We start from the raw sequence: 21817 nt of genomic DNA, 5'->3' as shown, positions 1-21817 counted from the left end.
CAAGCCTCCAGAAACGTACAGCGGATTACTGGCGCACGACGCGCTCGGCGATACCTTCGCTCTCGGCAGCCAGGGCCAACTGCTCGCGGAAGTGTGTCAGGGCAGCCTCGGCATCGACCCCGCGATCCGCCACGGCGTTGGACCACTCGGCGATCAGCTCCTCGGTCACACCGCGCAACCGCTCGATATCCGCTTCGGGCGCTTGGGTGAAGGTGGCACCACGCTCCTGGCCGAACTCGACGCCGCTCTCGTCGGAAACATCCATCATGTAGCCGAACAGCCGCGACAGGTGCTCACCGGAGACGGCCTCGATCGCCTCGCGATCCTCGGGCGAGACCTGATCCCAGAACATCGGGTTCATGACGATAGCGAAGCTACCGCGATAGAAGCCGCCATCCACAGTCAGGGTGTGCGGTGCCACTTCGGCCACACGGAAGCTGCGCAGGCTTTCCAGGGTCAGCATGGCGCCGTCGACTACCCCTTGGGAGGCGGCTTCGTAGACGCCGGTAGGCGGCAGCGCCACGCCGGTCACGCGCATGGCGTCGGCCAGCCCACTCATCACCCCGCCGCCGACCCGCAGGCGCTTGCCCGCCAGCTCGTCGATGGAGCCGATCTGGTCGCGGGTGAAGATCTGGCCCGGCCCGTGCACGCCCATGGCCAGCACGTCGACGCCGCGATGCTCGTTGGCCTGGGCCAGATATTCCTGATGCGTGTGCCAGTAGGCCGCGGCGGCATCCTCGGAGGAGAACTCCTCGAAGGTGGGAAACTCCGGCAGTTGGGTGGCCAGGAAGCGGCCGGCCATGTGTGCGTGGAAGATCCAGCTGGCATCGGCAATGCCATCGGCGACGATCTCCATCTGCGCCGCCGGCGGACCCATGTCGTGCACCACTTCGACGGTCACGCGGCCCTCGGTGGCCTCCTCGATCCACGCCTTCCAGGTCGGCCAGACGATGGTGTTGACGCCGTGATTGGGGCCGCCCCAGGTACTGACGGTGATGGCGGTCTGGGCCAGCGCTGGCGTGCCGAGGCCAAACCCGAGCGCCGCTACGGCGCCGATCATGAGGCGGTTGGTGGTTTTCATTGTGAGCTCCTGGATCGTCACGGGTGGCGTACTCGCGCCACGTGGTGGCTTTGCATTGTTGTAATGGCTGCGTCGCTGTCTTCGGCTGCGCTCGCCGGTGACGACGCGGCCTATGTTAGTCAGCCTCACCTTGCCGTTAGTTAATTTCCCGTGCAACTAATTTTACAGAGTTTCGTTATTAGACTTAGGTCGAAAAAGTTATTAACCATATGATCTAAAGCAAATTATGTTCATTCTATCATCGCTTGATTTGCGTATTGGTCCGTGATTTGCTGGACATATAGTTTCAAACACAACTATGCTAGCAGCATTCCGGCACCGCTGGTGGGCGGAACACGGCCCACGTGACGACCCTGACGACCCTGGAGGAACCATGAGCAAGAAGTTCGCTTCCCACGCCGATACCGAAGAGAAGCAGGTCAGCTTCACCCAACTGGCCGAGGGCCTGTACGCCTATACCGCCGAGGGCGACCCCAACACCGGCGTGGTGATCGGCGACGACAGCGTGATGGTGATCGACACCCAGGCCACGCCGATCATGGCCCAGGACGTGATTCGCCGCATCCGCGAGGTCACCGACCTGCCGATCAAGCATGTGGTGATGAGCCACTACCACGCCGTGCGCGTGCTGGGCGCCTCGGCCTACGGTGCCGAGAACATCTACGCCAGCCAGCACACCTACGACCTGATCGTCGAGCGCGGCCAGCAGGACTACGAATCCGAAGTCGGCCGCTTCCCGCGCTTGTTCAAGGGCGTCGACTCGGTGCCCGGCCTGACCTGGCCCAACATCGTCTTCCAGCAGGAGCTGACGGTGTTCATGGGCAAGCGTGAGGTACGCATCATCCACCTCGGTCGCGGCCATACCAAGGGCGACACCATCGTCTGGCTGCCCGAGGAGAAGGTGATGTTCTCCGGCGACCTGGTCGAATACGGCGCCACCCCCTACACCGGCGACGCCTACCACGAGGACTGGCCCGCCACCCTCGACCGCCTGCAGGCGATGGCCCCGCAGAAGCTGGTGCCGGGTCGCGGCGAGGCGCTCACCACCCCCGAGCAGTGCCAGGAGGCGATCCAGGGCACTCGCGACTTCCTCGCCGACATGTACGAGAGCGTCAAGGCGGGCAAGGCGGCCGGCAAGTCGCTCTCCGAGTGCTATGCCGAGACCTACGCCAAGCTCAAGCCCAAGTACGGCCACTGGGTGATCTTCGACCACTGCCTGCCCTTCGACATCACCCGCTGCTACGACGAGGCCGGTGGCGAATACCCCGACCCGCGTATCTGGACCGCCGAGCGCGACACCGAGATGTGGCACTCGCTGCAGGAAGTCGTCGCAAACCAGTAACGACAACGATACCCGGGGACGTCCCGGACCAGGCCTGCCGCCGGTACGCCACCCGGCGGTAAGCACGAGGGGAGCACGATGCCAACCACCTACAACAATCCCGTCTACCCGTACCGCCGCGCGCCGGAGCTCGACCGTGGCGACGTGCGCCACTGCCCGGTAGTGATCGTCGGCGCCGGCCCCACCGGTCTGGCCATGGCCATCGACCTGGCCCAGCAGGGCATCGCCAGCGTGGTGCTCGATGACAACAACACCGTCAGCGTCGGCTCGCGGGCGATCTGCTTCGCCAAGCGCACGCTGGAGATCCTCGACCGCCTGGGCTGCGCCCAGCCGATGGTCGACAAGGGCGTGACCTGGCAGCGCGGCAGGGTGTTCTTCCAAGAGCGCGAGGTTTACGACTTCGACCTGCTGCCGGAAGAGGGCCACCGCATGCCCGCCTTCATCAACCTGCAGCAGTACTACTTCGAGGAGTATCTGGTCGATCGTGCCAATGAGCTCAACGAGCTGATCGACCTGCGCTGGCTGCACAAGGTCACCGAGGTGGACAGCCAGGCCGAGCGCAGCGAGGTCGTGGTCAGCACCGAGGACGGAGACTACCGCCTCGCCTGCGACTACCTGCTGGTGGCCGACGGCGCCAACAGCAGGATTCGCGACATGCTGGGCCTGGAGAGCAAGGGCCAAGTGTTCCAGGATCGTTTTCTGATCGCCGACGTGATCATGAAGGCCGACTTCCCCACCGAGCGCTGGTTCTGGTTCGACCCGCCCTTCCACCCCAACCAGTCGGTACTGCTGCATCGTCAGCCGGACAACGTCTGGCGCATCGACTTCCAACTGGGCTGGGACGCCGACCCGGAAGAGGAGAAGAAGGAGGAGAACATCCGCCCACGGGTGCAGGCGATGCTCGGCGCGGACGTGGAGTTCGAGCTGGAGTGGGCCAGCGTCTACACCTTCCGCTGCCGCAAGATGGACAGCTACATCCACCGGCGGGTGTTCTTCATGGGCGACGCTGCCCATCAGGTCTCGCCTTTCGGCGCCCGCGGCGCCAACGGCGCGCTGCAGAGCACCGAGAACCTGGCCTGGAAGCTGGCACGGGTGCTCAAGGGCCAGGCCCCGGCGGCGCTGCTCGCCACCTATGACGACGAGCGCCAGCACGGCGCTGCCGAGAACATCCTCAACTCGACGCGCGCCACCGACTTCATCACCCCCAAGAGCCGGATGAGCCGCCTGTTTCGCGACAGCGTGCTGGAGCTGGCCGAGCACTACCCCTTCGCCCGTCGCCTGGTCAACAGCGGCCGCCTCTCCATGCCGTGCCGCTACGACGACTCGCCGCTCAATGGCCACGAGACCGAGGGCCTGCCGCTCGAGCTGCGTCCCGGCAGCCCGGCCAAGGATGCACCAATCGGCCTGGCCGGCCGCCGTGCCTGGCTGCTCAACCAACTTGGTGAACGCTTCGTGCTGTTGCTCGACGGTCGCGTCGACAGCGCCCGGGCCGAGGCCCTGCGCAGCGAACTCGCGCCACTGCTTGAGCACCGCGCCGACCTGGATCTACTGATCGTCGGCCCGGCGCCGCATGCCCTGACCGAGCTGCCGCGCAGCTGCCAGATCGAGGACGTGGAGAACCTGATCGGCGAGCGCTACGGCCTCGGCGCCGGCATCGCCTACCTGATCCGCCCCGACCAGCACGTCACCGCCCGCTGGAACGACGTCACGGCGGCCGCGGTCGGCGAGGCGATGGACCGCGCCCTGGGCGCCTATCTCGCTCCTTCCACCGTTCAGGGAGGCACCCATGCCACGGCTTGAGCTCAACCCCAACTTCACCGACCCGGACGCCTTCTACGCCGCACTCACCGAGCTGCACCGCGAGCGCAGCGAGGCCGAGAGCGAGCGCATCAATGCCCGGCTGATCCTGCTGTTGGCCAACCACATCGGCGACCAGCAGGTGCTCGAGGAGGCGCTGGCCATCGCCGGCCAGGCCACACACGACGCAGCCAAGCGAACGGCTTGAGTAACACAAAAGATTCGACAGGACGTTGAAAAGAGGACCCCCGACATGACGACCCAGACGCTCGAGTACCAGAGCGGTTTCCGTAACCATTTCGCCAGCGAGGCGCTGCCCGGCGCCCTGCCGAGCGGGCAGAACTCGCCGCAGAAGTGCGCCTACGGCCTCTACGCCGAGCAGCTCACCGGCTCGGCCTTCACCGCACCGCGCCACGCCAACCTGCGCAGTTGGCTCTACCGCATCCGCCCCTCGGTAGTGCAGAGCGCCTATACGCCGCTGGAGAACCGCCGGGTGGCGACCTCGCCGCTGGCCAGGCCCGCCGCCGATCCCAACCAGATGCGCTGGGACCCGCTGCCGATGCCCGCCGAGCCCACCGACTTCGTCGACGGCCTGCTGACGATTGCCGTCAACGGCGACGCCGGCACCCAGGCCGGCTGCGGCGTGCACGTCTACGCCTTCAACCGCGACATGACCGAGCGCTTCTTCTACGACGCCGACGGCGAGCTTTTGATCGTGCCGCAGCAGGGCTCCGTGCGCCTGCGCACTGAGCTCGGCGAGCTCGAGGTCAAGGGCGGCGAGATCGCGGTGATTCCCCGCGGCATGAAGTTCCAGGTGCGCCTGGCCGCGGGTTCCGACGCCGCCCGCGGCTACATCTGCGAGAACTATGGCAGCCCGCTGGAGCTGCCCGGCCTCGGCCCCATCGGTGCCAACGGCCTGGCCAACCCACGGGACTTCGAGAGTCCGGTAGCGGCATACGAAGATATCGAGGGCGACTTCGAGCTGGTGGCCAAGTTCTCCGGCCGCTTCTGGGCGACCAGGCTCGGCCATTCGCCGCTCGACGTGGTGGCCTGGCACGGCAACTACGCGCCCTACAAATATGATCTGGCACGCTTCAACACCATCAACACGGTGAGCTTCGATCATCCCGACCCCTCGATCTTCACCGTGCTGACCTCGCCCTCCGACACCCCGGGCATGGCTAATATCGACTTCGTGATCTTCCCGCCGCGCTGGATGGTGGCCGAGAACACCTTCCGCCCGCCCTACTTCCATCGCAACCTGATGAGCGAGTTCATGGGCCTGATCCACGGCGAATACGACGCCAAGGCCGAGGGCTTCCTGCCCGGCGGCGCCAGCCTGCACAACTGCATGTCGCCCCATGGCCCCGACGCCGAGACCTTCGAGAAGGCCTCGAACGCCGAGCTGACACCGCAGCGCCTGGATGCGACCCTGGCCTTCATGTTCGAGAGCCGCTACGTCTACCATCCGACCGAAGCGGCACTCGACGCGGACATCCGCCAGCGCGACTACGTCGACGTGTGGTCGACCCTGCGCTCGCACTTCGATCCCAAGCAGCCCTGACAGCCTTGAGCGATTAAGAATAGCCCTGAGAGACGAAACGCTGAACCGGACGGGGCCGACGAGCCCCGCCCCTGACGAAAGGATTGAGCCAAGATGAAACTCGCCACTTTGAAAAACGGCCGCGACGGCGAACTGCTGGTGGTCTCCCGCGACCTCACCCGCGCCGTTTCCGCCACCGACATCGCCGCCACTCTGCAGCAGGCCATCGAGAACTGGGACGCGGTGAGCCCGAAGTTGGAAGCACGCTACGCCGAGCTCAACGACGGCAGCGCCGAGGGAGCCTTCAGCCTGGACCAGAGCAAGCTGCACTCGCCGCTGCCGCGCAGCTACCACTGGGCCGACGGCTCCGCCTACCTCAACCACGTCAAGCTGGTACGCCAGGCGCGCAACGCCGAGATGCCGGAAACGTTCTGGACCGATCCGCTGATGTACCAGGGCGGCGGCGACAAGTTCCTCGCCCCCACCGAGGACATCGAGGCGGTCAGCGAGGAGCACGGCATCGACTTCGAGGGCGAGATCGCGGTGATCACCGACGACGTGCCCATGGGCGTCACCCCGGAGCAGGCCGCCGGCCACATCAAGCTGGTGATGTTGGTCAACGACGTCAGCCTGCGCGGGCTGATTCCCGGCGAGCTGGCCAAGGGCTTCGGCTTCTTCCAGGCCAAGCCGGCCTCGAGCTTCTCACCGATCTGCGTCACCCCCGACGAGCTGGGCGACGCCTGGCGGGATGGCCGCGTTCACCTGCCGCTGACGGTGCACCTCAACGGCGAGAAATTCGGCGCGCCGGAGGCCGGCCCGGACATGATCTTCGGCTTCCCCGAGCTGGTCGCCCACGCGGCCAAGACCCGCTACCTGGGCGCCGGCGCCATCATCGGCTCGGGCACCGTCTCCAACCCCGATGCCGACGGCGGCCCCGGCAAGCCGGTCGCCGACGGCGGCGTGGGCTATAGTTGCTTGGCCGAGGTGCGCATGGTGGAGCAGATCCTGCACGGCGCGGCCAAGACGCCCTTCATGCGTTTCGGCGACCGAGTGCGCATCGAGATGTTCGACCGTGACGGCAACAGCATCTTCGGCACCATCGACCAGCAGGTGGTGGCCTACCGGCCCAAATAATCCAGCCAGAGCAAGCCGACCCAAGTGACGCGACACAAGGAGCCACGCATGACCAAGCTGTACGGCTATTTCCGTTCGTCGGCGGCGTATCGGGTGCGCATTGCGCTCAACCTCAAGGGGCTGGACTACGCCCAGGTGCCGGTCAATCTGGTCAAGGGCGAGCAGCGGGACGAGGCCAACCTCGCCCGCAATCCCCAGGGGCTGGTGCCGATCCTCGAGACCGACGAGGGCGTCCAGCTTAGCCAGTCGCTGGCGATCTGCGAGTACCTGGAGGAGCGCCATCCCGAGCCGGCGCTGCTGCCGGCAGACCCCGAGGGCCGCGCCCGGGTGCGCTCGCTGGCCCAACTGGTGGCCTGCGAAATCCACCCGCTCAACAATCTGAAGGTGCTCAAGTACCTGGTACACGAGCTGAAGCTGGACGAAGCGGCCAAGCTGGCCTGGTACCGCCACTGGATCGCCGAGGGCTTCACCGCGCTGGAAGCGAGGCTTGCGGGCGAACCCGCCACCGGCGAGTTCTGCCACGGCGACAGCCCGACCCTGGCGGATCTCTGCCTGGTGCCGCAGGTGTTCAACGCCGAGCGCTTCGAGTGCGACCTCTCGGCGTATCCGACGATTTACCGCATCGCCGAGCGCTGCCGCGCGATGGAAGCCTTCGCCAAGGCCGCTCCGGGGGCACAGCCGGATGCAGGTTGAGCAACACCGCGCTAATTAGGCTATATTAAGCAAGCTAACGACTGGCGGGCGCCGCCCCTCCCTGTTCCAGCCTGGAGCGGGAGAAGCGGCGCCCGTCGGTCGTTGTCTTTCGCCCCCGAGCGCCCTTCGAGACGCCATTCGAGAATGAGGTCAATGTGCTGAGGCTGAAGTCCCCTGCCACGGTGATCACCCTGGCGGCCCTGACCGCGCTGGGCCCACTGGCCACCGACATGTATCTGCCGGCCATGCCGGCCATGGCCGCGGCGCTCGACACCGGCCCCGACCAGGTGCAGCTGACGTTGAGCCTGTACATGGCCGGCTTTGCTGCCGCCCAGCTGTTCTGCGGCCCCTTCTCCGATCGCTTCGGGCGCAAGCCGGTGATGATCTTCGGCTTCAGCCTGTTCCTGGTCGCGAGCCTGCTGTGCGCCTTCGCGCCCAGCATCGAGTGGCTGCTGGCCGGACGCTTCCTGCAGGCGCTGGGTGGCGCCACCGGGCCGGTATTGGGTCGTGCCGCGGTGCGCGACATCTACGGCCCCCTCGAGGCCGGACGTATTCTCTCCTACATGGCCAGCACAATGTCGCTGGCCCCGGCGGTGGCGCCCATCGTCGGCGCCGGTCTGCTGCTGCTGTGGGGCTGGGAGTCGGTGTTCGTGCTGCTGGCACTCTACGCCGCCGCCATGCTGCCGCTGCTGATCCTGGCGCTGCCTGAGCCACTGCCGCCGGAGCGGCGCCAGTCGATCCACCCCAAGGTCATCGTGGCCAATTTTCGCATGCTGCTCGGCCAGCGCACCTTCATGGGCTATACCCTGACCAACGCGGCGGCCTTCTCGGGGCTGTTCGCTTACCTCTCGGGCTCGTCGTTCGTGCTGATCGACTTCCTCGGCGTCTCGCCCTTCCAGTACGGCCTGTTCTTCACCCTTATCGTGGCCGGCTTCTTCGTCGGCACCTTGCTCAGCGGCCGCTACAGCCACCGGCTGGGCCGCGAGCGGCTGGTCGGTCTGGCCAGCCTGATCTGTGCGCTGGGCGGCAGCTTCATGCTGTTCCTGGCGCTCTTCGGGGTGTATGCCGCCTGGGCCGTGGTCGGGCCGCATGTGCTGTTCATGGTCGGCATGGGCGTGCTGATGCCGCAGTCGATGACCGGTGCCCTGGCGCCCAATCCGCACTGCGCCGGCTCGGCCTCGTCGCTGTTCGGCTTCCTGCAGATGAGCATCGCTGCCGCGATCGGCAGTGCCGTGGCCCAGCTGCACGACGGCACCTCGCGCACCATGGCCATCGTGGTGGCCATGGGCGGCCTGATGGCCGTGGCCAGTTTCCTGGGGCTGGTACGGCCCGCCGAACGAGCCATGAGGGTGGAGCAGGCCGAAGGGGGCAAGCCATGAGTGCCATGACTGCTGCGTCGCCTCCCAGCCGTCTCGTCATCCTGCTGCTGGCGCTGGCGGGCTTTGCCAGCATGGCCTCGATGCGGGTTACCGACGCCATGCTGCCGGCACTGTCCGAGGCCTTCTCCCGGCCGGTGGCCGACGTGGCGCAAAACATCACCCTGTTCGCCATTGCCTACGGCATCATGCAGCTCGCCTACGGCCCGCTGGGCGACCGCCACGGCACTCTGCGGGTGATCGGCCTGGCCACCCTGGCCTGCGCCGTGGGTGCGCTGGGCTCGGCGCTCTCCGAGTCGCTCTCGATGCTGCTGCTGTTCCGCACCCTGAACGGCGCCACCGCCGCCGCCATCATCCCGCTCTCCATGGCCTGGGTGGGCGACAACGTGCCCTACGAACAGCGCCAGGTGACCCTGGCGCACATGCTCTCGGGCGCGGTGCTGGGGCTGATCTCAGGGCAGGTGGCGGGCGGCTTCCTGGCCGATACGCTGGGCTGGCAAGCGGCCTTCGTGCTGCTCACGCTGCTGTTCCTCGGCGCCGGGGGGCTGCTGCTCACGACCCTACACCGCCAGCCGCAGCTGTCGCCGCCCAAGGCCGACCAGGGTCGCATCGCCTTCTTCTCGCGCATCCGCGAGGTGCTGCTGATTTCCCGCGCCCGGCGCATCCTGGCGCTGGTGTTTCTGGAAGGAATCGCCGCCTTCGGCGCACTGGCCTTCGTTGCCAGCCACCTCTATACCCGGCTGGAGGTTTCGCTGACCCAGGCCGGGCTGATGGTAGCGCTGTTCGGCGTGGGCGGACTGATCTTCGCCGCCCTGGCGCGACCGCTCGTCACCCGCCTGGGCGAGCCGGGTCTGGCGGCGGGCGGCGGCGTGCTGATGGGACTCGGCTTCGTCGGGCTGGCGCTGGCGCCGCTGCCGACCCTGGCCACCGCCAGCGCCTTCGCCGCCGGACTGGGTTTCTACATGATGCACAGCACGCTGCAGATCAATGCCACCCAGATGGCGCCCGCCATGCGCGGCACCGCCATGGCGGTGTTCGCCGGCTGCCTGTTCCTCGGCCAGTCGGTAGGCGTCAGCCTCGGCGGGCTGATACTGCGCCTGGCCGATAGCCTGTGGCTGCTGGCCGGCGCCGGCGTGTGGCTGCTGGCGCTGGGGCTCACCTTCGCCTGGCTGCTGCGCCAGTGGCACGGCGAGCGTGCTGCCGCTGCCGTGACCTCATAGCCCGCCGCTCATCGAGTCGCTGCGAAACCGGCCACCCAGCGCATGGCCTCTTCCAGCTCGCCGTGATGGAACACGCGCATCTCGGTGCGCGGAAACAGCCTGTCAGCCAGCTTGGTGGTGGTCTCGATCCAGCGCTTGTCGGCGATCACCGCGGCGCGCTTGAAGCGGTGGTACTCTCCCAGCTTGCTCAGGGCATAGGAGAGATCGCGCAGCAGCGCGCCGGGGGTCATGTGGTCGAACTCGGTCATATCGGCCAGCACACCGATCTGCTCGTGCTCCTCGAGCTTCGACTCGATGGCGGGAATGAGAATGTCGTAGTCCTTGCTGTGCAGCGTGCCGGATATACGGAACGCGGCGACATACTCCGGGGCGGGCAGTGTCTCGATCATGGCGGGCTCCTCCTTGGCTGCCTGAACCTCTTGTCCTTTAGGTAGCGTCCCTCGGCTGCGGTTCCCACCGGCGCACCAGTCAGCGCCAGAACGGCTTGCGCACCTCGCGCTCGACCGTGGCCCGGTCGAGGCCGATATCGGCCAGCAGGTGATCGTCGAGGTGGCGCAGGTCGTAGCGAGTCCGGTGACGCTGCTGCCGGCTCCTGAGCCAGCGGGAGAGATGAAGAAAGCGTTGGGTAAGCATGGCGGCATCTCCTGTCGGTGGTTCTGACAGGCTATGGCCGAGAGGAAAATCAATACAGATTCATCATGGAAATAGTTTTGCAGTACAGATAGAGCTATTCTGACTCTGTACCGCCCATTCCATCGCCCTCTGTACCGAAAGGGGGGAAGGCTCGGTGAATCTGTCATGAAACGTTACGATCAGGTAGCGCAGACCCTGACCCAGCGCATCGAGCAGGGCCAGTACCGCGTCGGCGATCGGCTGCCCTCCGTGCGTACGCTGTGCGGTGAGCTGGGGGTCAGCGTCTCCACCGTGCAGGAGGCCTACCGTCGCCTGGAGGAGGCCGGCCTGGCGGAAGCGCGCCCGCGCTCGGGCTACTATGTGCTGCCCCGGCCGACGCCGAGCCTGCTGCCCAAGGTGTCGCGCCCCGCCCAGCGTCCGCTCGACGTTTCCCAGTGGGACCAGGTGCTGGAGCTGGTGGCCCGCTCTCCCGATGAGGACCGCCTGCTGATGCTGGGGCGCGGCATCCCCGATCTCGCTGCCGCCAGCCTGCGTCCTTTGCAGCGTCAGCTGGGGACGCTGCACCGCCACGTGGCGGCCCACGGGCTCAACTACGACAGCCTGCAGGGCAGCCTCGCACTGCGCCGTCAGGTCGTGCGGCTGGCTGCCAAGTCGGGCTGCCTGCTGCACCCCGACGACGTGCTGATCACCACCGGCTGCCAGGAAGCGCTCTCGCTGGCCCTGCGCACCCTGACCGAACCCGGCGACGTGGTAGCGGTGGACTCGCCGAGTTTCTACGGCACCATGCAGATCCTCAAGGCGCAGAAGCTCAAGGCGCTGGAGATCCCCACCGACCCGCGGACGGGCATCAGCCTGGAGGCGCTGGAACTGGCACTCGAGCAGTGGCCGATCAAGGCCATCCAGATCACGCCCACCTGCAACAATCCGCTCGGCTATACCATGCCCGAGGCGCGCAAGCGCGCCCTGGTCGCCCTGGCCCAGCGCTTCGACGTGGCCATCGTCGAGGACGACATCTACGGCGATCTCTCCTTCGAGGCGCCCCGGCCACGCACGCTCAAGAGCTTCGACGACGACGGCCGGGTCCTGCTGTGCAGCGCCTTCTCCAAGACGCTGGTGCCGGGGCTGCGGGTCGGCTGGATGGCGCCGGGACGCTATCGCGACCAGGCCCTGCACATGAAGTACGTCTCCACCGGTGCCTCGGCCACGCTGCCGCAGCTCGCCGTGGCCGAGTTCGTCCAGCACGGCCATTACGAGCGCCACCTGCGCGAGATGCTGCGCCAGTACCGCCGCCACCGCGACATCATGATCGACTGGGTCACGCGCTACTTCCCGGCGGGTACCGGGGTCAGCTTTCCCCAGGGCGGTTTCCTGCTGTGGCTGGAGCTGCCGGGCGATATCGACTGCGTGCGTCTCAAGGAGCAGCTGGCGAGCGAGGGCCTGCACATCACCCCGGGCTCGCTGTTCTCCGCCTCGGGGAAGTTTCGTCACTGCCTGCGGCTAAATTACGCTGCGGCAATGACACCAACCGTCGAGGCCGGCATCAAGCGTGTCGGTGAAGCGGTGGCGGCGCTGCTGGAGCAGGAGCAGCCGGCCTGACCGGGGCTTCGTACGAAAAGAGGTTAGAGGGTGAAACTGCCACTCGTTCTAGCCATCGCCGTCAGCTACGGCTCGCTGCCTTGCAGTACCGGCAGCAGATAACGCTGCCATAGGGACTGCTCATGCTCCGGGCGGAAGAAGCCGAAGTGGCCGATACGGGTCAGGCCCGCTTCCCGTGGCTGGATACGCAGCAGAGTGCGGGGCGCATTGACGTAGAAGCCGTGCAACGACTCGGTGTTGCGCGCTGACATGAAGTCGTCGTCGCTGAAGGAGAGCGATACCACCGGCGTACGCACGGCGGCGAAGCGTTCACGCACACCGGGCTCCGCCCCTACCGCATACTCTGGATGCAGGCACCAGCGCCGCCACTGCTCAACCACACCACGGGGCAAGTCGCCGACCATGTTGAGCCGCTTGCCGGGAAAATAGCCCAGCAGCGGGGTGAGCAGCGGCACGGCACCGAACCAGAACAGCCACACGCGCCGCTTCAGCGCCGGCGCGTTCTCACGCCAGTAGCCGCTGCCGCAGGCCACGGTGACGATGCGCTCGAGCCGCTCGTGCCCCGCCACCAGCGGCGGTATCTGTCCGCCCAGGCTGTGGCCGATCCAGTAGCGCGGCAGCCCCGGCGCCTGATGCTCCAGCGCCGTGAGCACCGCCGACGCATCGAGCTGCGCCCAGTCCATGATGGTGGCCGGAAAACCGCTCAGCCGCGCCGGCCGCGACGCCCCCATGCCGCGATAATCGAAGGTGGCCACGGCCATGCCTTGCCCCGCCAGCCACTGCGCCAGCGGGGCATAGAAGCGCTGGGGCACGCCCATGGCAGGGGCGATCAGTACCGCCGCCGTGGGTTTTGCCGGTGTGACGAAGCGGGCGGCGATGGCCACGCCGTCGCTGGCCTGTACCTGCCGTTCCTCGAGCTGGGGTTCCATCACGTTGCCTCCTCACCATGTCGGGACTGTCGCCGTGCGGGCTTCTCGAACCATGGTAAGGTGTGGAGCCAACTCCACAGTCAAGGAGTTTCCTCATGCTGATCGGCGAGCTGGAAAAGGCCAGCGGGCTTGGCCGTGACACCATCCGCTTCTACGAAAAGCGTGGCCTGATCACGCCCCCGTCGAGACGCGACAACGGATATCGCGACTACACCGAGCTGACCCTGGCGGAGCTACGCTTCGTGAGGCGGGCCCGCGAACTGGAATTCAGCCTGGACGAGATCCGCGAAGCGATGCCGCGCTTTCGCCCCGAGCCCCCCTTCTGCGACGAGCTGGAAGCCCGCCTGAGAAAGAAGCGCGAGGCGTTTCAGACCCAGATACGCGAGGCCGAAGCCAAGATCGGCATGATCGACGATCTGCTTGCGCGGCTGGCTGCCGCTGCTGTCTGAGCCATTCGGAAGCGCTCTCGAGTCGCTCAATCGGCTGGCGGCCGCGTGACCCAGCCAGCGAGCGTTTCGGCATTGGGGCAGAAGCTCGTGCACTCTTCCAATGAGGCGTCATGACGCTGCGCCAGCCAGCAGGTCGCGACTTTCGGGCAGGCGCTGCACACTGTGCGCAGGGCATGAATGGCCGGATCGCGGCCGCAGGCAACGGGGTCGAGGCCGAAGCGCCGCATCATCACGGGCAGCAGAGTTTCCGCTGGGGCGAACTCCGTTAGTTCCCGATCGGCCAGGCAACGAGCGATGGCCTGCTCCAGCGAGGGGCTCATGGGGTGCGCCAGATCATGGATCAGCGCGCTCAGCGCCTTCGGCTTGCAGCAGCGCAGCTCGAGCAGGGCACGCTCGCCTTCAAGATAGTGGTGCAACTGCTGCTCGTCGCCTGGTGGTGGACGGCTCTCTTGGGGAGGTCGAGGTTTACTCATCGAGGCGCTCCTCTATGACAATTCTTACCCTAGCGCCTCTGCCGAATCTCGCTTTGACCCTGCTCAATTTATGATCAATGAAGTGAACCCTTGCTCACTCCCGGGTCGTCGAGCATCAGCCGTCGGAGACCTCAGCCACGCCCCACCGCGCCTCCTCGACGGCAGCCATCACCCGCTCGACGTCGCCGACGCGGTGGGCCAGCGCCAGGGCCAGTTGGGCCAGGAACAGTCGCTCCTGATGCTCGGGGAGTGAGTCCAGGGTCTCGGCCAGGCATTCGTAGACCCGCTCCAGGTCGGCAAAAGGCAGTGTGGTATCGGTCATCTCATTTTCCACCCACGGCGGTCATGATGGCGGGCTCGAAGTCGGCAGGGTCGAGCCGCTTCCAGCGCGCCGCCACGTGGCGGTCGGGGCGCACCAGGTAGGCGCTGCCGGTCTCGGCGCCGTAGGCGGCGAACAGGCTGCCATCGACGTCCTTCAGCGCGCTTTCGGCTGGCGCCTCACGAGCAATGGCCAACAGGTCGATACGCTTATCCTGCGCCTGCAGCACAGCCAGCCGCTCTGCCAGCGCGGCATCGACCTGGCCATCCCGGCTGAAGTACAACAGGGTGAAGCCACTGCCCAGGTGGTCGAGCAGGTAATCGCCCTCGCCCAGGCGATGGTTGCACAGCGGTGCGCCTGGGATCGGCCCGGCAATGAAGCCGGCATCGTCGGGCATGGTCAGCGGGCTTCCGGCGTAGGTATAGGGCGTGACCTGGCGCGGATTGGCGAAGCCGCTGGCGTAGTCGTTGGTGAGCGCCAGCGTCAGGGCTGCGTCGCGCATCAGCCGGTAGCCCCGGCTCGGCGGCGTCATGAAGCGGGTGCTCTTGCCGGCGTTGGTGAAGACGTCCAGCGTGGCACCGCGGCGCTCCGGGCTGTAGCTGTCGAGCAGCCGATCCGGTGCCAGCCCCTTGAGCACCCAGGCCAGCTTCCAGCCGGCGTTGGCGGCGTCGGCCAGGCCGTTGTTGAGACCGCGCACGCCGAAGATCGGTACCAAGTGGGCGCTGTCGCCGATGAACAGCACCCTGCCGTGTCGATAATCATCCAGCGCAAGGGTGTAGGCCTTGTAGAGGCTCCACCATTCGAGCTCCCAGTCGTCACCCTCGCCCAGCACCTCGCGCACGATCAGACCTACCCGCTCGCGGATGCTGGCCTCCGCCACCGCTTGGTCCGGGTCCTCGTCGGGGCCGAGCTGGTAATCGATACGCCAAATGTCGTCTGGCTGTTTGTGCACCAAGATGGTGGTATCGGGCAGGGCGGGGGAATGGAAGAAGGCGCGCCGCTCGGTGGGAAAGCCGGAGCGTAGGTGGATGTCGGCGATCACGTAGCGGCCCTCGTAGGCCTCGCCGTGCAGCGCCAGGCCGAACGCCTTGCGCACCACGCTACGCGCACCGTCGGCGGCCAGCAGGTAATCGCACTCGAGGCGATAATCGCCCTCCGGGGTGGACACCTCGAGGGTCACGCCGCTCTCGTCCTGACTCACGTCGGTCACCGCGCTCTGCCAGCGCAGCTCGACAAGCTCGCTCTCGCCGGCCTTGTCGATCAGGAACTGCTCGATGTACTGCTGCTGCAGGTTGATCATCGGCAGGAAGCGCTCCTGCTCGGAGTGGGGCATCTCGAAGCGGAAGATCTCGCGGTCGCGAAAGTAGGTACGGCCCCGGGTCCAGCCCAGGCCCTTCGCCACGAAGGGGGTGTCGACGCCGAGCTGCTGCAGGATCTCCAGGCTGTGACGGGAGATGCAGATCGCCCGCGAGCCGTCGTTGACAGTGGCCTTGTCGTCGAGCACCACGCTCTCGATGCCGTGGCGCGCCAACTCCAGCGCCGCGGTGACGCCCACCGGACCGGCACCGACGATGGCCACCCGATGGCGCACCGCCCGGCCATCCGGCTCGGCGGGACGAACGAAGGGAAAGTGGGGATAATCGAAATAGAGCGAGTCGGTCTCGGCGCGTCCGGCGGGTCGCATGGGCGGCTCCTGTTGGCGTTGTGGCTAATGACAGCCTACCCCGGGAGCGACCCGGCTGGTGTCCCGCAAAAGCCGGGACAGCCGTTACATGCACCGGTGAGCGGCATAAGCGGCGGAAAGCCTCGTGGCAGCTCGACGAAGCCCTCTTGAAAGCACCGCTTCGTCGACGTCTTGAGCGCCGGAGAAGTAGACCAGGCTGAGGCAGGCCGATACTTCGCTCCCCACACGGATGGGCACTGCAATGGCGTCGTGGGCGGCCTCCCGCCCCGAGGCCATGAATCGCTCCCCCGGGACACGGCGCGAATGACCAAGCCCATCCGCTTCGGCCAGCAGCACCCTCAGAAAACTCCGGTTACTGGCCAGTTCGGCCACGGGCCCGCCCAGGGCAAGCAGCTTTCTCAGTAGACGTTCGCGCTGCGCCTCATCACAGCTCGCCAGGTAAGCGCGACCCACTGCAGAACGCAGCAGACATGGCGTGAAGTCCAACACGTTGCAGTGCATTACCCGCCCACCGAGAGAGCGTGAGCTTTCGATCACCCGCATGGCCGCCCCCTCTTGGATGCACAGGTCAGAGGGCCAGCCGAAGATATCATGCAGCTCCCGTAGGGTGGGCAGGGCCAGCTCGGCCATCAGCTCCACCGTCGTCTGGCGCTCCCCTAGCGCCGTCATGCGACGGGCCAAGCGGTAGCGTCTATCCGCCAGACCCTGAGTGACCCAGCCCCGTTCGCTCAGGGTCGCCAGTATCCGCAGCAGGGTACTCTTCTCGAGTCCGGTCAGTTGGTGCAGCGCTGCGAGACCAAGGGGTTCATCTGCCTGACCGAGGGCGGTCAACACCCTGAGTCCTCGGTCTAGGGCACGGATCGTCTTGGGCATACCATCCTCATCTGCACGAAACAGTTTGTATGAAATAATTGAAGCGAAATAACTGGGGCGGAATAAAAAAGTGCCAATGTATCCATTGGCACTAAGTATGCGAGCTAGTGATAAGAGCGAGCTATGTCGTTTCCATTCAAGAGTCGTTCAGAACTGGAATTGCACGCTGGCCTGGATACGACTGGCATCATCGGATTCGCCGTTGACCCGCTTGATATCGGAGTGCTGATATTCGATACCGGTGGAGAGGCGCTGATTGACGTCCCAGATCAGATTGACGAAGGAGTACTGGATGCGATCCGCATGACCTTGGAAGCCGGCAATGTCGTCGGGCAGGCTCTGGCTGACCCGTGAGGTGCCGATACCGCTGGACCAGTTGCTGGTCCAGTTGTGCTCCAGGGAGACCCCGAAAGCACGCAGGTCCACGGTCTCCAGAGAGCCGTTGGCATCGAGATAAGCGTCCGGAGTGCGCGCAGCGACCGGTGCCGCCGGCGCCATGCTGAGATAGCGACCCAGCCCGCTGCCAACGGTGGCATTGGCCTTGAAGCTGGTGGCGCTGCCCAGCGGTAGGGCCAACTGGGCGGCCACGCCATAGCCGGTGGCGCTCTCATCTACGCCGGTAGTGGCCTCATTGGTGGAGAACTGACGCACCACCCCGGAAATGCCGAAGGTCTGACCGTACTGGTAGCGTGCGGTCAGGTGCGGCAGCTCGGTCTCGGACTCCACTCCACCGATCGGCGAGATCAGGCTCGAGGGCTCCTCAAGGGAAATCGAGAAGGCATTGGGCCCGGCGCGGTGAGTGTAGCGCACTTGGTTGACCAAGCCAGTTGCGTAGCCAATGGGCCCGCCCAGCTTGAGAATCCGCGGCGTGCCGTGGAAGTGCATGAAGTTGGTCCAGCTCTTGCCGGCCAGCACACCCATGTACTCACCGTAGGCATGCCGCAGGTTGAAAGAGCCCCCCGGCAGGAAGTGTCCCTCGACGAAGGTGGTCACAGTACCACGGTCGGTACGGGTATGGGTGCGGAAGTTGAGCCGCGACTCGTTAGCGGTGAAGCTGGTCCGCCCATCGGTCTCGTTGGCCGGATTGAGCAGATTGAGCGGCTCGGTCACCTCCCCGAGGTCCGCATCGAAGTCGTAGAAGGCATCGAACTTCGCATAGCCGCCGAAGGCCAAGTCGGTATTGGTACCGGGAATATTGAAGGTCGAGCGGTGGTTCCAAGGCGGACCCACACGGCTCGGTTCGCCGGTGACGACCGGCTGTCCGGCAGGCACCACATCGAAAGCCTGGGAAGTTGCGACAGCAGTCAGCCCCACCGGCAGCATCGCCGCCAGTGCAATTACCTTGTTATATTTCATTTTTTAGTTCCTCTTGGATAAGAACAAAGCGTTTTTATAGTTTGGGACAAGTCGATGTTTGCGGGCTGGACACCTCCTGTTAGTCGAGTTCAAGACACGATCTCCCCAACCCACCGAGCCAGTGGTCGGTGGGTGGCGTCACGCTGTTACGGCAAGACGAATCAGGTCGTCAGTAGAGCTTCTTCTGGGGCGGTCCCGAGAACTTGAGTTCGCCGACACTGAGCATGTCCACCTCCACCAATGCCGGGCCGGGATGACCCACCGCCTCGGTCAGCACCGCGCCGAAGTCATCGCCGTGGCTTACCTTCCAGCGCCGGATGCCCATGGCATCGGCCAGCTGCTGAAAATCGGGGGTGTGCAGCTCGTTGTAGTACTGGCGCCCCTCGAAGTACTTCTCTTGGATGCCGCGCATCACCCCGTAGCCGCCGTCGTTCATCACGACCAAGGTCATGTCGAGCTTTTCCTGAGCCATGGTTGCCAGCTCGCCGAGCCCCAGCGCCAGGCCGCCATCGCCGACCAGAGTGACTACCTTGCGCTGGGGCTGGGCCACGGCGCAGCCGATGCCGTGGGCCAGGCCCAGGCCGATGGCTCCCGCCAGGGAGTGGATATTGGTCAGCGGACGCTGGATGGGCAGCAGCCGACTGCCCCAGGTGCTGCCGGAGACAGTGATGTCACGTACGAAGATGCCGTCCTCGGGCAGGGCGGCACGCACCGCGTCGCTGAGCTTGGCGTACTCGCCCACCTGGTCACGCAGGGCCTGCTCGGCCTCGGTCACCGCCTTGACCACCGTCGTGTCGTAAGTGGCGTCCGGCTCGCGGTCCGCCAGGCGGTCAGCGAGACGGCTCAGCACGTCGGCACAGTCGCCGCACAGGAAATCATCGGCCCGGTAGTTGCGATGGGCGGCGGCGGGATCGATATCGATCTGCACCAGAGGGCGCGGCAGTTCGACTGAGTAGGTCTTGGTCTCGTTGCTGCGCAGCCTTGAGCCGGCAACGATCATGAGGTCACTCTCGGCGAACAGCGCCTCCACCGAGGCAGCATTGTGGAAGGCGCGCAGGCTGCGCGGGTGACCGTCGGGCAGCACTCCCCGGGCATGAGTGCTGGAGACCACAGGGATGCCCGCATCCGCCAAGCGCTTCACCGCCTTGCCCGCCTCCAGGGTGCCGCCACCGATCCACAGCATGGGGCGCTTGGCTGCCTCGACCCGTGCGGCCAGGGCATCGATCTCAGCATCGCTCACCGCCGCCGGGGTGGGCGGCGCTACCGGAGCGGTTTCCACCCACGCTACCTGAGCGGCCTGGATGTCGATGGGAATCTCTAGGCTCACCGGCCCCCGCGGCAGGGTCAGCGCCTCGCGGATGGCACGGTGCAGCAGGGGCACCGCCTGCTCGGGGGTACAGACCCGGTAGGCAGCCTTGCCACTGGCCTTGAGGAAGGTGAGCTGATCCTTGGTCTCGTGGATGAAACCGGCATCCCGATCCAGGTAGGCCTTCTCCACCTGACCGGTGATGTGAAGCATGGGCGTGCCGGCGTTGAGAGCCTCGAGCAGAGCACCAATAGCGTTGCCGGCGCCAGCTCCGGTGCTGGTCAGCGCCACGCCCAGGCTGCCCACCCGGGTATGAGCATCGGCCATGGTCACCGAACCGGCTTCGCCGCGGGCGGGCACGAAGCGGATCTTGTCGCGGCGGCCAATGGCGTCGGCAATCGGCAGGTTGTGGATGGAAATGACGCCATAGACGGCGGAGACCGCATAAGCTTCGAGGGTACGGGCGATCGCTTCGCCGACGGTAATGGTACTCATGGTGAATTCCTTTGTTGTGATTGCCGGCGCGGCGTCAGTTGGCCCAGCTCATGGGCTCGCTTTCCAGCCCCAGATAGAGGCTCTTCTGCTGCATGTAGGCCTGGATGCCCTGACGGCCCTTCTCGCGTCCCAGGCCGCTCTCCTTGTAGCCACCGAAGGGGGTGGAGATGGCGAACTTCTTGTAGGTGTTGATCCACACCGTGCCCGCCTCCAATCGCGCGGCCAGGCGCAGGGCGCGGCGGTAGTCGGCAGTCCAGATACCGGCGGCCAGACCGAAGACGTTGTCGTTGGCCAGTCCCACCAATTGCTCCTCGTCGTCGTAGGGCAGTGCCACCAGCACCGGGCCGAAGATCTCCTCCTGACACACCGCGCTGTCATGAGGTAACCCCTCGATGATGGTGGGCAGGTAGTAGCTGCCCCGAGCCAGCTCGGCATTCTGTGGCGCCTCGCCACCGCACAGTATCCGCCCCCCCTCGGCACAGGCCTGGTCGACGTAGGCGGCCACGCTGTCGCGGTGGGCCTCGTTGATCAGCGGCCCAAGATGGGTGCCCACAGCCTCGGGATGACCCACGCGCAAGCCGCGGGTGATCTCGAGCAGGCGGCTCATCACCTCGTCGTAGCGGCCACGCGGCACGAAGAGCCGCGAGCCGGCGATGCAGGCCTGGCCGGCAGAGCTGAAGATGCCATAGGTGATGCCCTGGGCGGCCTCCTCCAGGTCGGCGTCCTCACAGACGATGGTGGGCGACTTGCCCCCCAGCTCCAGCGAGGTGCCAATCAGCTTGTCGGCGGCGATATGGGCCAAGTGACGACCGGTTCGCGTGCCACCGGTGAAAGAGATCTTGCGCACTTTGGGGTGGCGCACGAGGGCCTCTCCGATCACGCTGCCACGCCCCGGCAGCACGCTGAGCAGCCCCTTTGGCAGGCCTGCTTCCTCGAACAGCTCGGCTAGCTTCAGCGCCATCAGCGGCGTGGCCTCGGCGGGCTTGAGCACCACAGCGTTGCCGGCGGCCAGTGCCGGGGCGACCTTCTGCATCTCACTGGCGATGGGCGAATTCCAGGGGGTTATCGCTGCGATCACGCCGAGCGGTTCATAGGTACTCAGCGTCATCAGATCGGCGCTGCGCGGCGTGGGCAGCTCGCCCTCCAGGGTCTCGCAGGCCGCTGCGAAGTAGCGGGCGGTGCCGGCGGCGCTTGTCACCAGGGCACGGGTCTCGGCCAGGGGCTTGCCGTTGTCGCGAGTCTGCAGGGCCGCCAGCTCTTCGAGACGCGACTCGATCAGTTGGCTAACCCGGTAGAGGATGGTGGCCCGCTGGTGTGGCACCAGGTCGCGCCATTCGGGGCGGCGCCAGGCAGCGTCGGCCGCCTCGATGGCCTCTTCCACATCCTCCAGGCTGGCAGCCTTGAGCCGGGCGTTCACCGAGCCGTCGGCGGGAAAGATCGAGGCCAGGGGGTCGCCGCGGCCGACACGCCACTCACCGGCAATGAAGATCGGTTGCGTCATCGTCTTGCTCCTTTCAC

General features: G+C 66.2%; 21 protein-coding genes. 10 read left to right on the top strand and 11 right to left on the bottom strand.

All coding sequences use genetic code 11. From position 1 onward, the window contains the following. Positions 1 to 25: 25 nt before the first annotated feature. Positions 26 to 1081: a TRAP transporter substrate-binding protein gene (locus B8115_RS02360; protein ID WP_010626139.1), complete on the bottom strand. Its 1056-nt coding sequence runs from the start codon at positions 1079 to 1081 to the stop codon at positions 26 to 28. Positions 1082 to 1454: 373 nt separating this feature from the next. On the opposite strand from B8115_RS02360, the gene B8115_RS02355 reads away from it, so the two are divergent. The 8 genes from B8115_RS02355 to B8115_RS02320 all read left to right on the top strand — a co-directional run bounded on the left by B8115_RS02355 (position 1455) and on the right by B8115_RS02320 (position 10186). Beyond that, on the top strand, positions 1455 to 2423 hold the full coding sequence (locus tag B8115_RS02355) for an MBL fold metallo-hydrolase (RefSeq protein WP_010626138.1): 969 nt from the start codon (positions 1455 to 1457) through the stop codon (positions 2421 to 2423). A 78-nt stretch (positions 2424 to 2501) separates the two neighbouring features. Continuing rightward, positions 2502 to 4223, top strand: coding sequence for an FAD-dependent oxidoreductase (locus B8115_RS02350; protein WP_010626137.1), 1722 nt, complete (start codon positions 2502 to 2504; stop codon positions 4221 to 4223). After that, positions 4210 to 4428: a DUF2783 domain-containing protein gene (locus tag B8115_RS02345; protein WP_010626136.1), complete on the top strand. Its 219-nt coding sequence runs from the start codon at positions 4210 to 4212 to the stop codon at positions 4426 to 4428. The genes B8115_RS02350 and B8115_RS02345 overlap by 14 nt, the downstream gene beginning before the upstream one ends. Positions 4429 to 4473: 45 nt before the next feature. After that, positions 4474 to 5784: a homogentisate 1,2-dioxygenase gene (gene hmgA, locus B8115_RS02340; protein WP_010626135.1), complete on the top strand. Its 1311-nt coding sequence runs from the start codon at positions 4474 to 4476 to the stop codon at positions 5782 to 5784. Between the two features lie 93 nt (positions 5785 to 5877). Next, positions 5878 to 6897: a fumarylacetoacetate hydrolase family protein gene (locus B8115_RS02335; protein WP_010626134.1), complete on the top strand. Its 1020-nt coding sequence runs from the start codon at positions 5878 to 5880 to the stop codon at positions 6895 to 6897. A gap of 48 nt (positions 6898 to 6945) precedes the next feature. Continuing rightward, positions 6946 to 7590 (top strand): maleylacetoacetate isomerase, encoded by a 645-nt coding sequence (gene maiA, locus B8115_RS02330; protein WP_010626133.1) that lies wholly within the window; start codon positions 6946 to 6948, stop codon positions 7588 to 7590. Positions 7591 to 7745: 155 nt separating this feature from the next. Continuing rightward, complete coding sequence (locus tag B8115_RS02325; protein WP_010626132.1) at positions 7746 to 8969, top strand: multidrug effflux MFS transporter; 1224 nt, start codon at positions 7746 to 7748, stop codon at positions 8967 to 8969. Then, positions 8966 to 10186 (top strand): MFS transporter, encoded by a 1221-nt coding sequence (locus B8115_RS02320; protein WP_010626131.1) that lies wholly within the window; start codon positions 8966 to 8968, stop codon positions 10184 to 10186. Before B8115_RS02325 ends, B8115_RS02320 begins: the two co-directional genes overlap by 4 nt. Before the next feature lie 8 nt (positions 10187 to 10194). On the opposite strand, the gene B8115_RS02315 is transcribed toward B8115_RS02320, so the two are convergent. Both B8115_RS02315 and B8115_RS02310 read right to left on the bottom strand, forming a co-directional pair. After that, a complete protein-coding gene (locus B8115_RS02315) occupies positions 10195 to 10575 on the bottom strand; it encodes an STAS/SEC14 domain-containing protein (protein WP_010626130.1) in 381 nt (126 codons plus the stop codon). Positions 10576 to 10654: 79 nt separating this feature from the next. Next, complete coding sequence (locus B8115_RS02310; protein WP_010626129.1) at positions 10655 to 10819, bottom strand: DUF1127 domain-containing protein; 165 nt, start codon at positions 10817 to 10819, stop codon at positions 10655 to 10657. Positions 10820 to 10984: 165 nt separating this feature from the next. Here B8115_RS02310 and B8115_RS02305 point away from each other — a divergent pair, with 165 nt between their 5' ends. Then, entirely contained in the window at positions 10985 to 12415 is a 1431-nt protein-coding gene (locus B8115_RS02305; RefSeq protein ID WP_010626128.1) for a PLP-dependent aminotransferase family protein, read from the top strand. 65 nt (positions 12416 to 12480) lie between these two features. Here B8115_RS02305 and B8115_RS02300 read toward each other — a convergent pair whose 3' ends face one another. After that, the gene (locus B8115_RS02300) at positions 12481 to 13344 is read right to left on the bottom strand and encodes an alpha/beta fold hydrolase (protein ID WP_010626127.1); all 864 of its coding nucleotides are present in this window, start codon (positions 13342 to 13344) and stop codon (positions 12481 to 12483) included. Positions 13345 to 13439: 95 nt separating this feature from the next. Here B8115_RS02300 and B8115_RS02295 point away from each other — a divergent pair, with 95 nt between their 5' ends. After that, complete coding sequence (locus B8115_RS02295) at positions 13440 to 13793, top strand: MerR family transcriptional regulator (RefSeq protein ID WP_010626126.1); 354 nt, start codon at positions 13440 to 13442, stop codon at positions 13791 to 13793. 26 nt (positions 13794 to 13819) lie between these two features. On the opposite strand, the gene B8115_RS02290 is transcribed toward B8115_RS02295, so the two are convergent. From B8115_RS02290 to B8115_RS02260, 7 genes are all read right to left on the bottom strand, one after another. Beyond that, positions 13820 to 14266, bottom strand: coding sequence for a hypothetical protein (locus B8115_RS02290; RefSeq protein ID WP_141638487.1), 447 nt, complete (start codon positions 14264 to 14266; stop codon positions 13820 to 13822). A gap of 115 nt (positions 14267 to 14381) precedes the next feature. Further along, positions 14382 to 14588 (bottom strand): DUF2783 domain-containing protein, encoded by a 207-nt coding sequence (locus B8115_RS02285; protein WP_010626124.1) that lies wholly within the window; start codon positions 14586 to 14588, stop codon positions 14382 to 14384. A 1-nt stretch (position 14589) separates the two neighbouring features. After that, positions 14590 to 16269, bottom strand: coding sequence for an FAD-dependent monooxygenase (locus B8115_RS02280; protein WP_010626123.1), 1680 nt, complete (start codon positions 16267 to 16269; stop codon positions 14590 to 14592). An 84-nt stretch (positions 16270 to 16353) separates the two neighbouring features. Beyond that, positions 16354 to 17142, bottom strand: a complete 789-nt coding sequence (locus B8115_RS02275) for a helix-turn-helix domain-containing protein (protein ID WP_010626122.1) — start codon at positions 17140 to 17142, stop codon at positions 16354 to 16356. Between the two features lie 147 nt (positions 17143 to 17289). Then, complete coding sequence (locus B8115_RS02270; RefSeq protein WP_010626121.1) at positions 17290 to 18498, bottom strand: DcaP family trimeric outer membrane transporter; 1209 nt, start codon at positions 18496 to 18498, stop codon at positions 17290 to 17292. A gap of 169 nt (positions 18499 to 18667) precedes the next feature. Further along, positions 18668 to 20299: a thiamine pyrophosphate-binding protein gene (locus B8115_RS02265; protein WP_010626120.1), complete on the bottom strand. Its 1632-nt coding sequence runs from the start codon at positions 20297 to 20299 to the stop codon at positions 18668 to 18670. A 34-nt stretch (positions 20300 to 20333) separates the two neighbouring features. Further along, complete coding sequence (locus B8115_RS02260) at positions 20334 to 21800, bottom strand: aldehyde dehydrogenase (RefSeq protein ID WP_010626119.1); 1467 nt, start codon at positions 21798 to 21800, stop codon at positions 20334 to 20336. Positions 21801 to 21817 lie beyond the last annotated feature (17 nt).

Origin of the sequence: Halomonas sp. KM-1 (genome assembly GCF_000246875.1) — a bacterium.
Classification (GTDB): Bacteria; Pseudomonadota; Gammaproteobacteria; order Pseudomonadales; family Halomonadaceae; genus Halomonas; species Halomonas aerodenitrificans.
Note: the sequence above shows the minus strand (reverse complement) of the source record. Positions and strands in the feature narration are given on the sequence as shown.

Coding starts and splice junctions, on each gene's coding strand:
- B8115_RS02360 (WP_010626139.1), bottom strand. CDS start 1,081: ATGAAAACCACCAACCGCCTCATGATCGGCGCCGTAGCGGCGCTCGGG.
- B8115_RS02355 (WP_010626138.1), top strand. CDS start 1,455: ATGAGCAAGAAGTTCGCTTCCCACGCCGATACCGAAGAGAAGCAGGTC.
- B8115_RS02350 (WP_010626137.1), top strand. CDS start 2,502: ATGCCAACCACCTACAACAATCCCGTCTACCCGTACCGCCGCGCGCCG.
- B8115_RS02345 (WP_010626136.1), top strand. CDS start 4,210: ATGCCACGGCTTGAGCTCAACCCCAACTTCACCGACCCGGACGCCTTC.
- hmgA (WP_010626135.1), top strand. CDS start 4,474: ATGACGACCCAGACGCTCGAGTACCAGAGCGGTTTCCGTAACCATTTC.
- B8115_RS02335 (WP_010626134.1), top strand. CDS start 5,878: ATGAAACTCGCCACTTTGAAAAACGGCCGCGACGGCGAACTGCTGGTG.
- maiA (WP_010626133.1), top strand. CDS start 6,946: ATGACCAAGCTGTACGGCTATTTCCGTTCGTCGGCGGCGTATCGGGTG.
- B8115_RS02320 (WP_010626131.1), top strand. CDS start 8,966: ATGAGTGCCATGACTGCTGCGTCGCCTCCCAGCCGTCTCGTCATCCTG.
- B8115_RS02315 (WP_010626130.1), bottom strand. CDS start 10,575: ATGATCGAGACACTGCCCGCCCCGGAGTATGTCGCCGCGTTCCGTATA.
- B8115_RS02310 (WP_010626129.1), bottom strand. CDS start 10,819: ATGCTTACCCAACGCTTTCTTCATCTCTCCCGCTGGCTCAGGAGCCGG.
- B8115_RS02305 (WP_010626128.1), top strand. CDS start 10,985: ATGAAACGTTACGATCAGGTAGCGCAGACCCTGACCCAGCGCATCGAG.
- B8115_RS02300 (WP_010626127.1), bottom strand. CDS start 13,344: ATGGAACCCCAGCTCGAGGAACGGCAGGTACAGGCCAGCGACGGCGTG.
- B8115_RS02295 (WP_010626126.1), top strand. CDS start 13,440: ATGCTGATCGGCGAGCTGGAAAAGGCCAGCGGGCTTGGCCGTGACACC.
- B8115_RS02290 (WP_141638487.1), bottom strand. CDS start 14,266: ATGAGTAAACCTCGACCTCCCCAAGAGAGCCGTCCACCACCAGGCGAC.
- B8115_RS02285 (WP_010626124.1), bottom strand. CDS start 14,588: ATGACCGATACCACACTGCCTTTTGCCGACCTGGAGCGGGTCTACGAA.
- B8115_RS02280 (WP_010626123.1), bottom strand. CDS start 16,269: ATGCGACCCGCCGGACGCGCCGAGACCGACTCGCTCTATTTCGATTAT.
- B8115_RS02275 (WP_010626122.1), bottom strand. CDS start 17,142: ATGCCCAAGACGATCCGTGCCCTAGACCGAGGACTCAGGGTGTTGACC.
- B8115_RS02270 (WP_010626121.1), bottom strand. CDS start 18,498: ATGAAATATAACAAGGTAATTGCACTGGCGGCGATGCTGCCGGTGGGG.
- B8115_RS02265 (WP_010626120.1), bottom strand. CDS start 20,299: ATGAGTACCATTACCGTCGGCGAAGCGATCGCCCGTACCCTCGAAGCT.
- B8115_RS02260 (WP_010626119.1), bottom strand. CDS start 21,800: ATGACGCAACCGATCTTCATTGCCGGTGAGTGGCGTGTCGGCCGCGGC.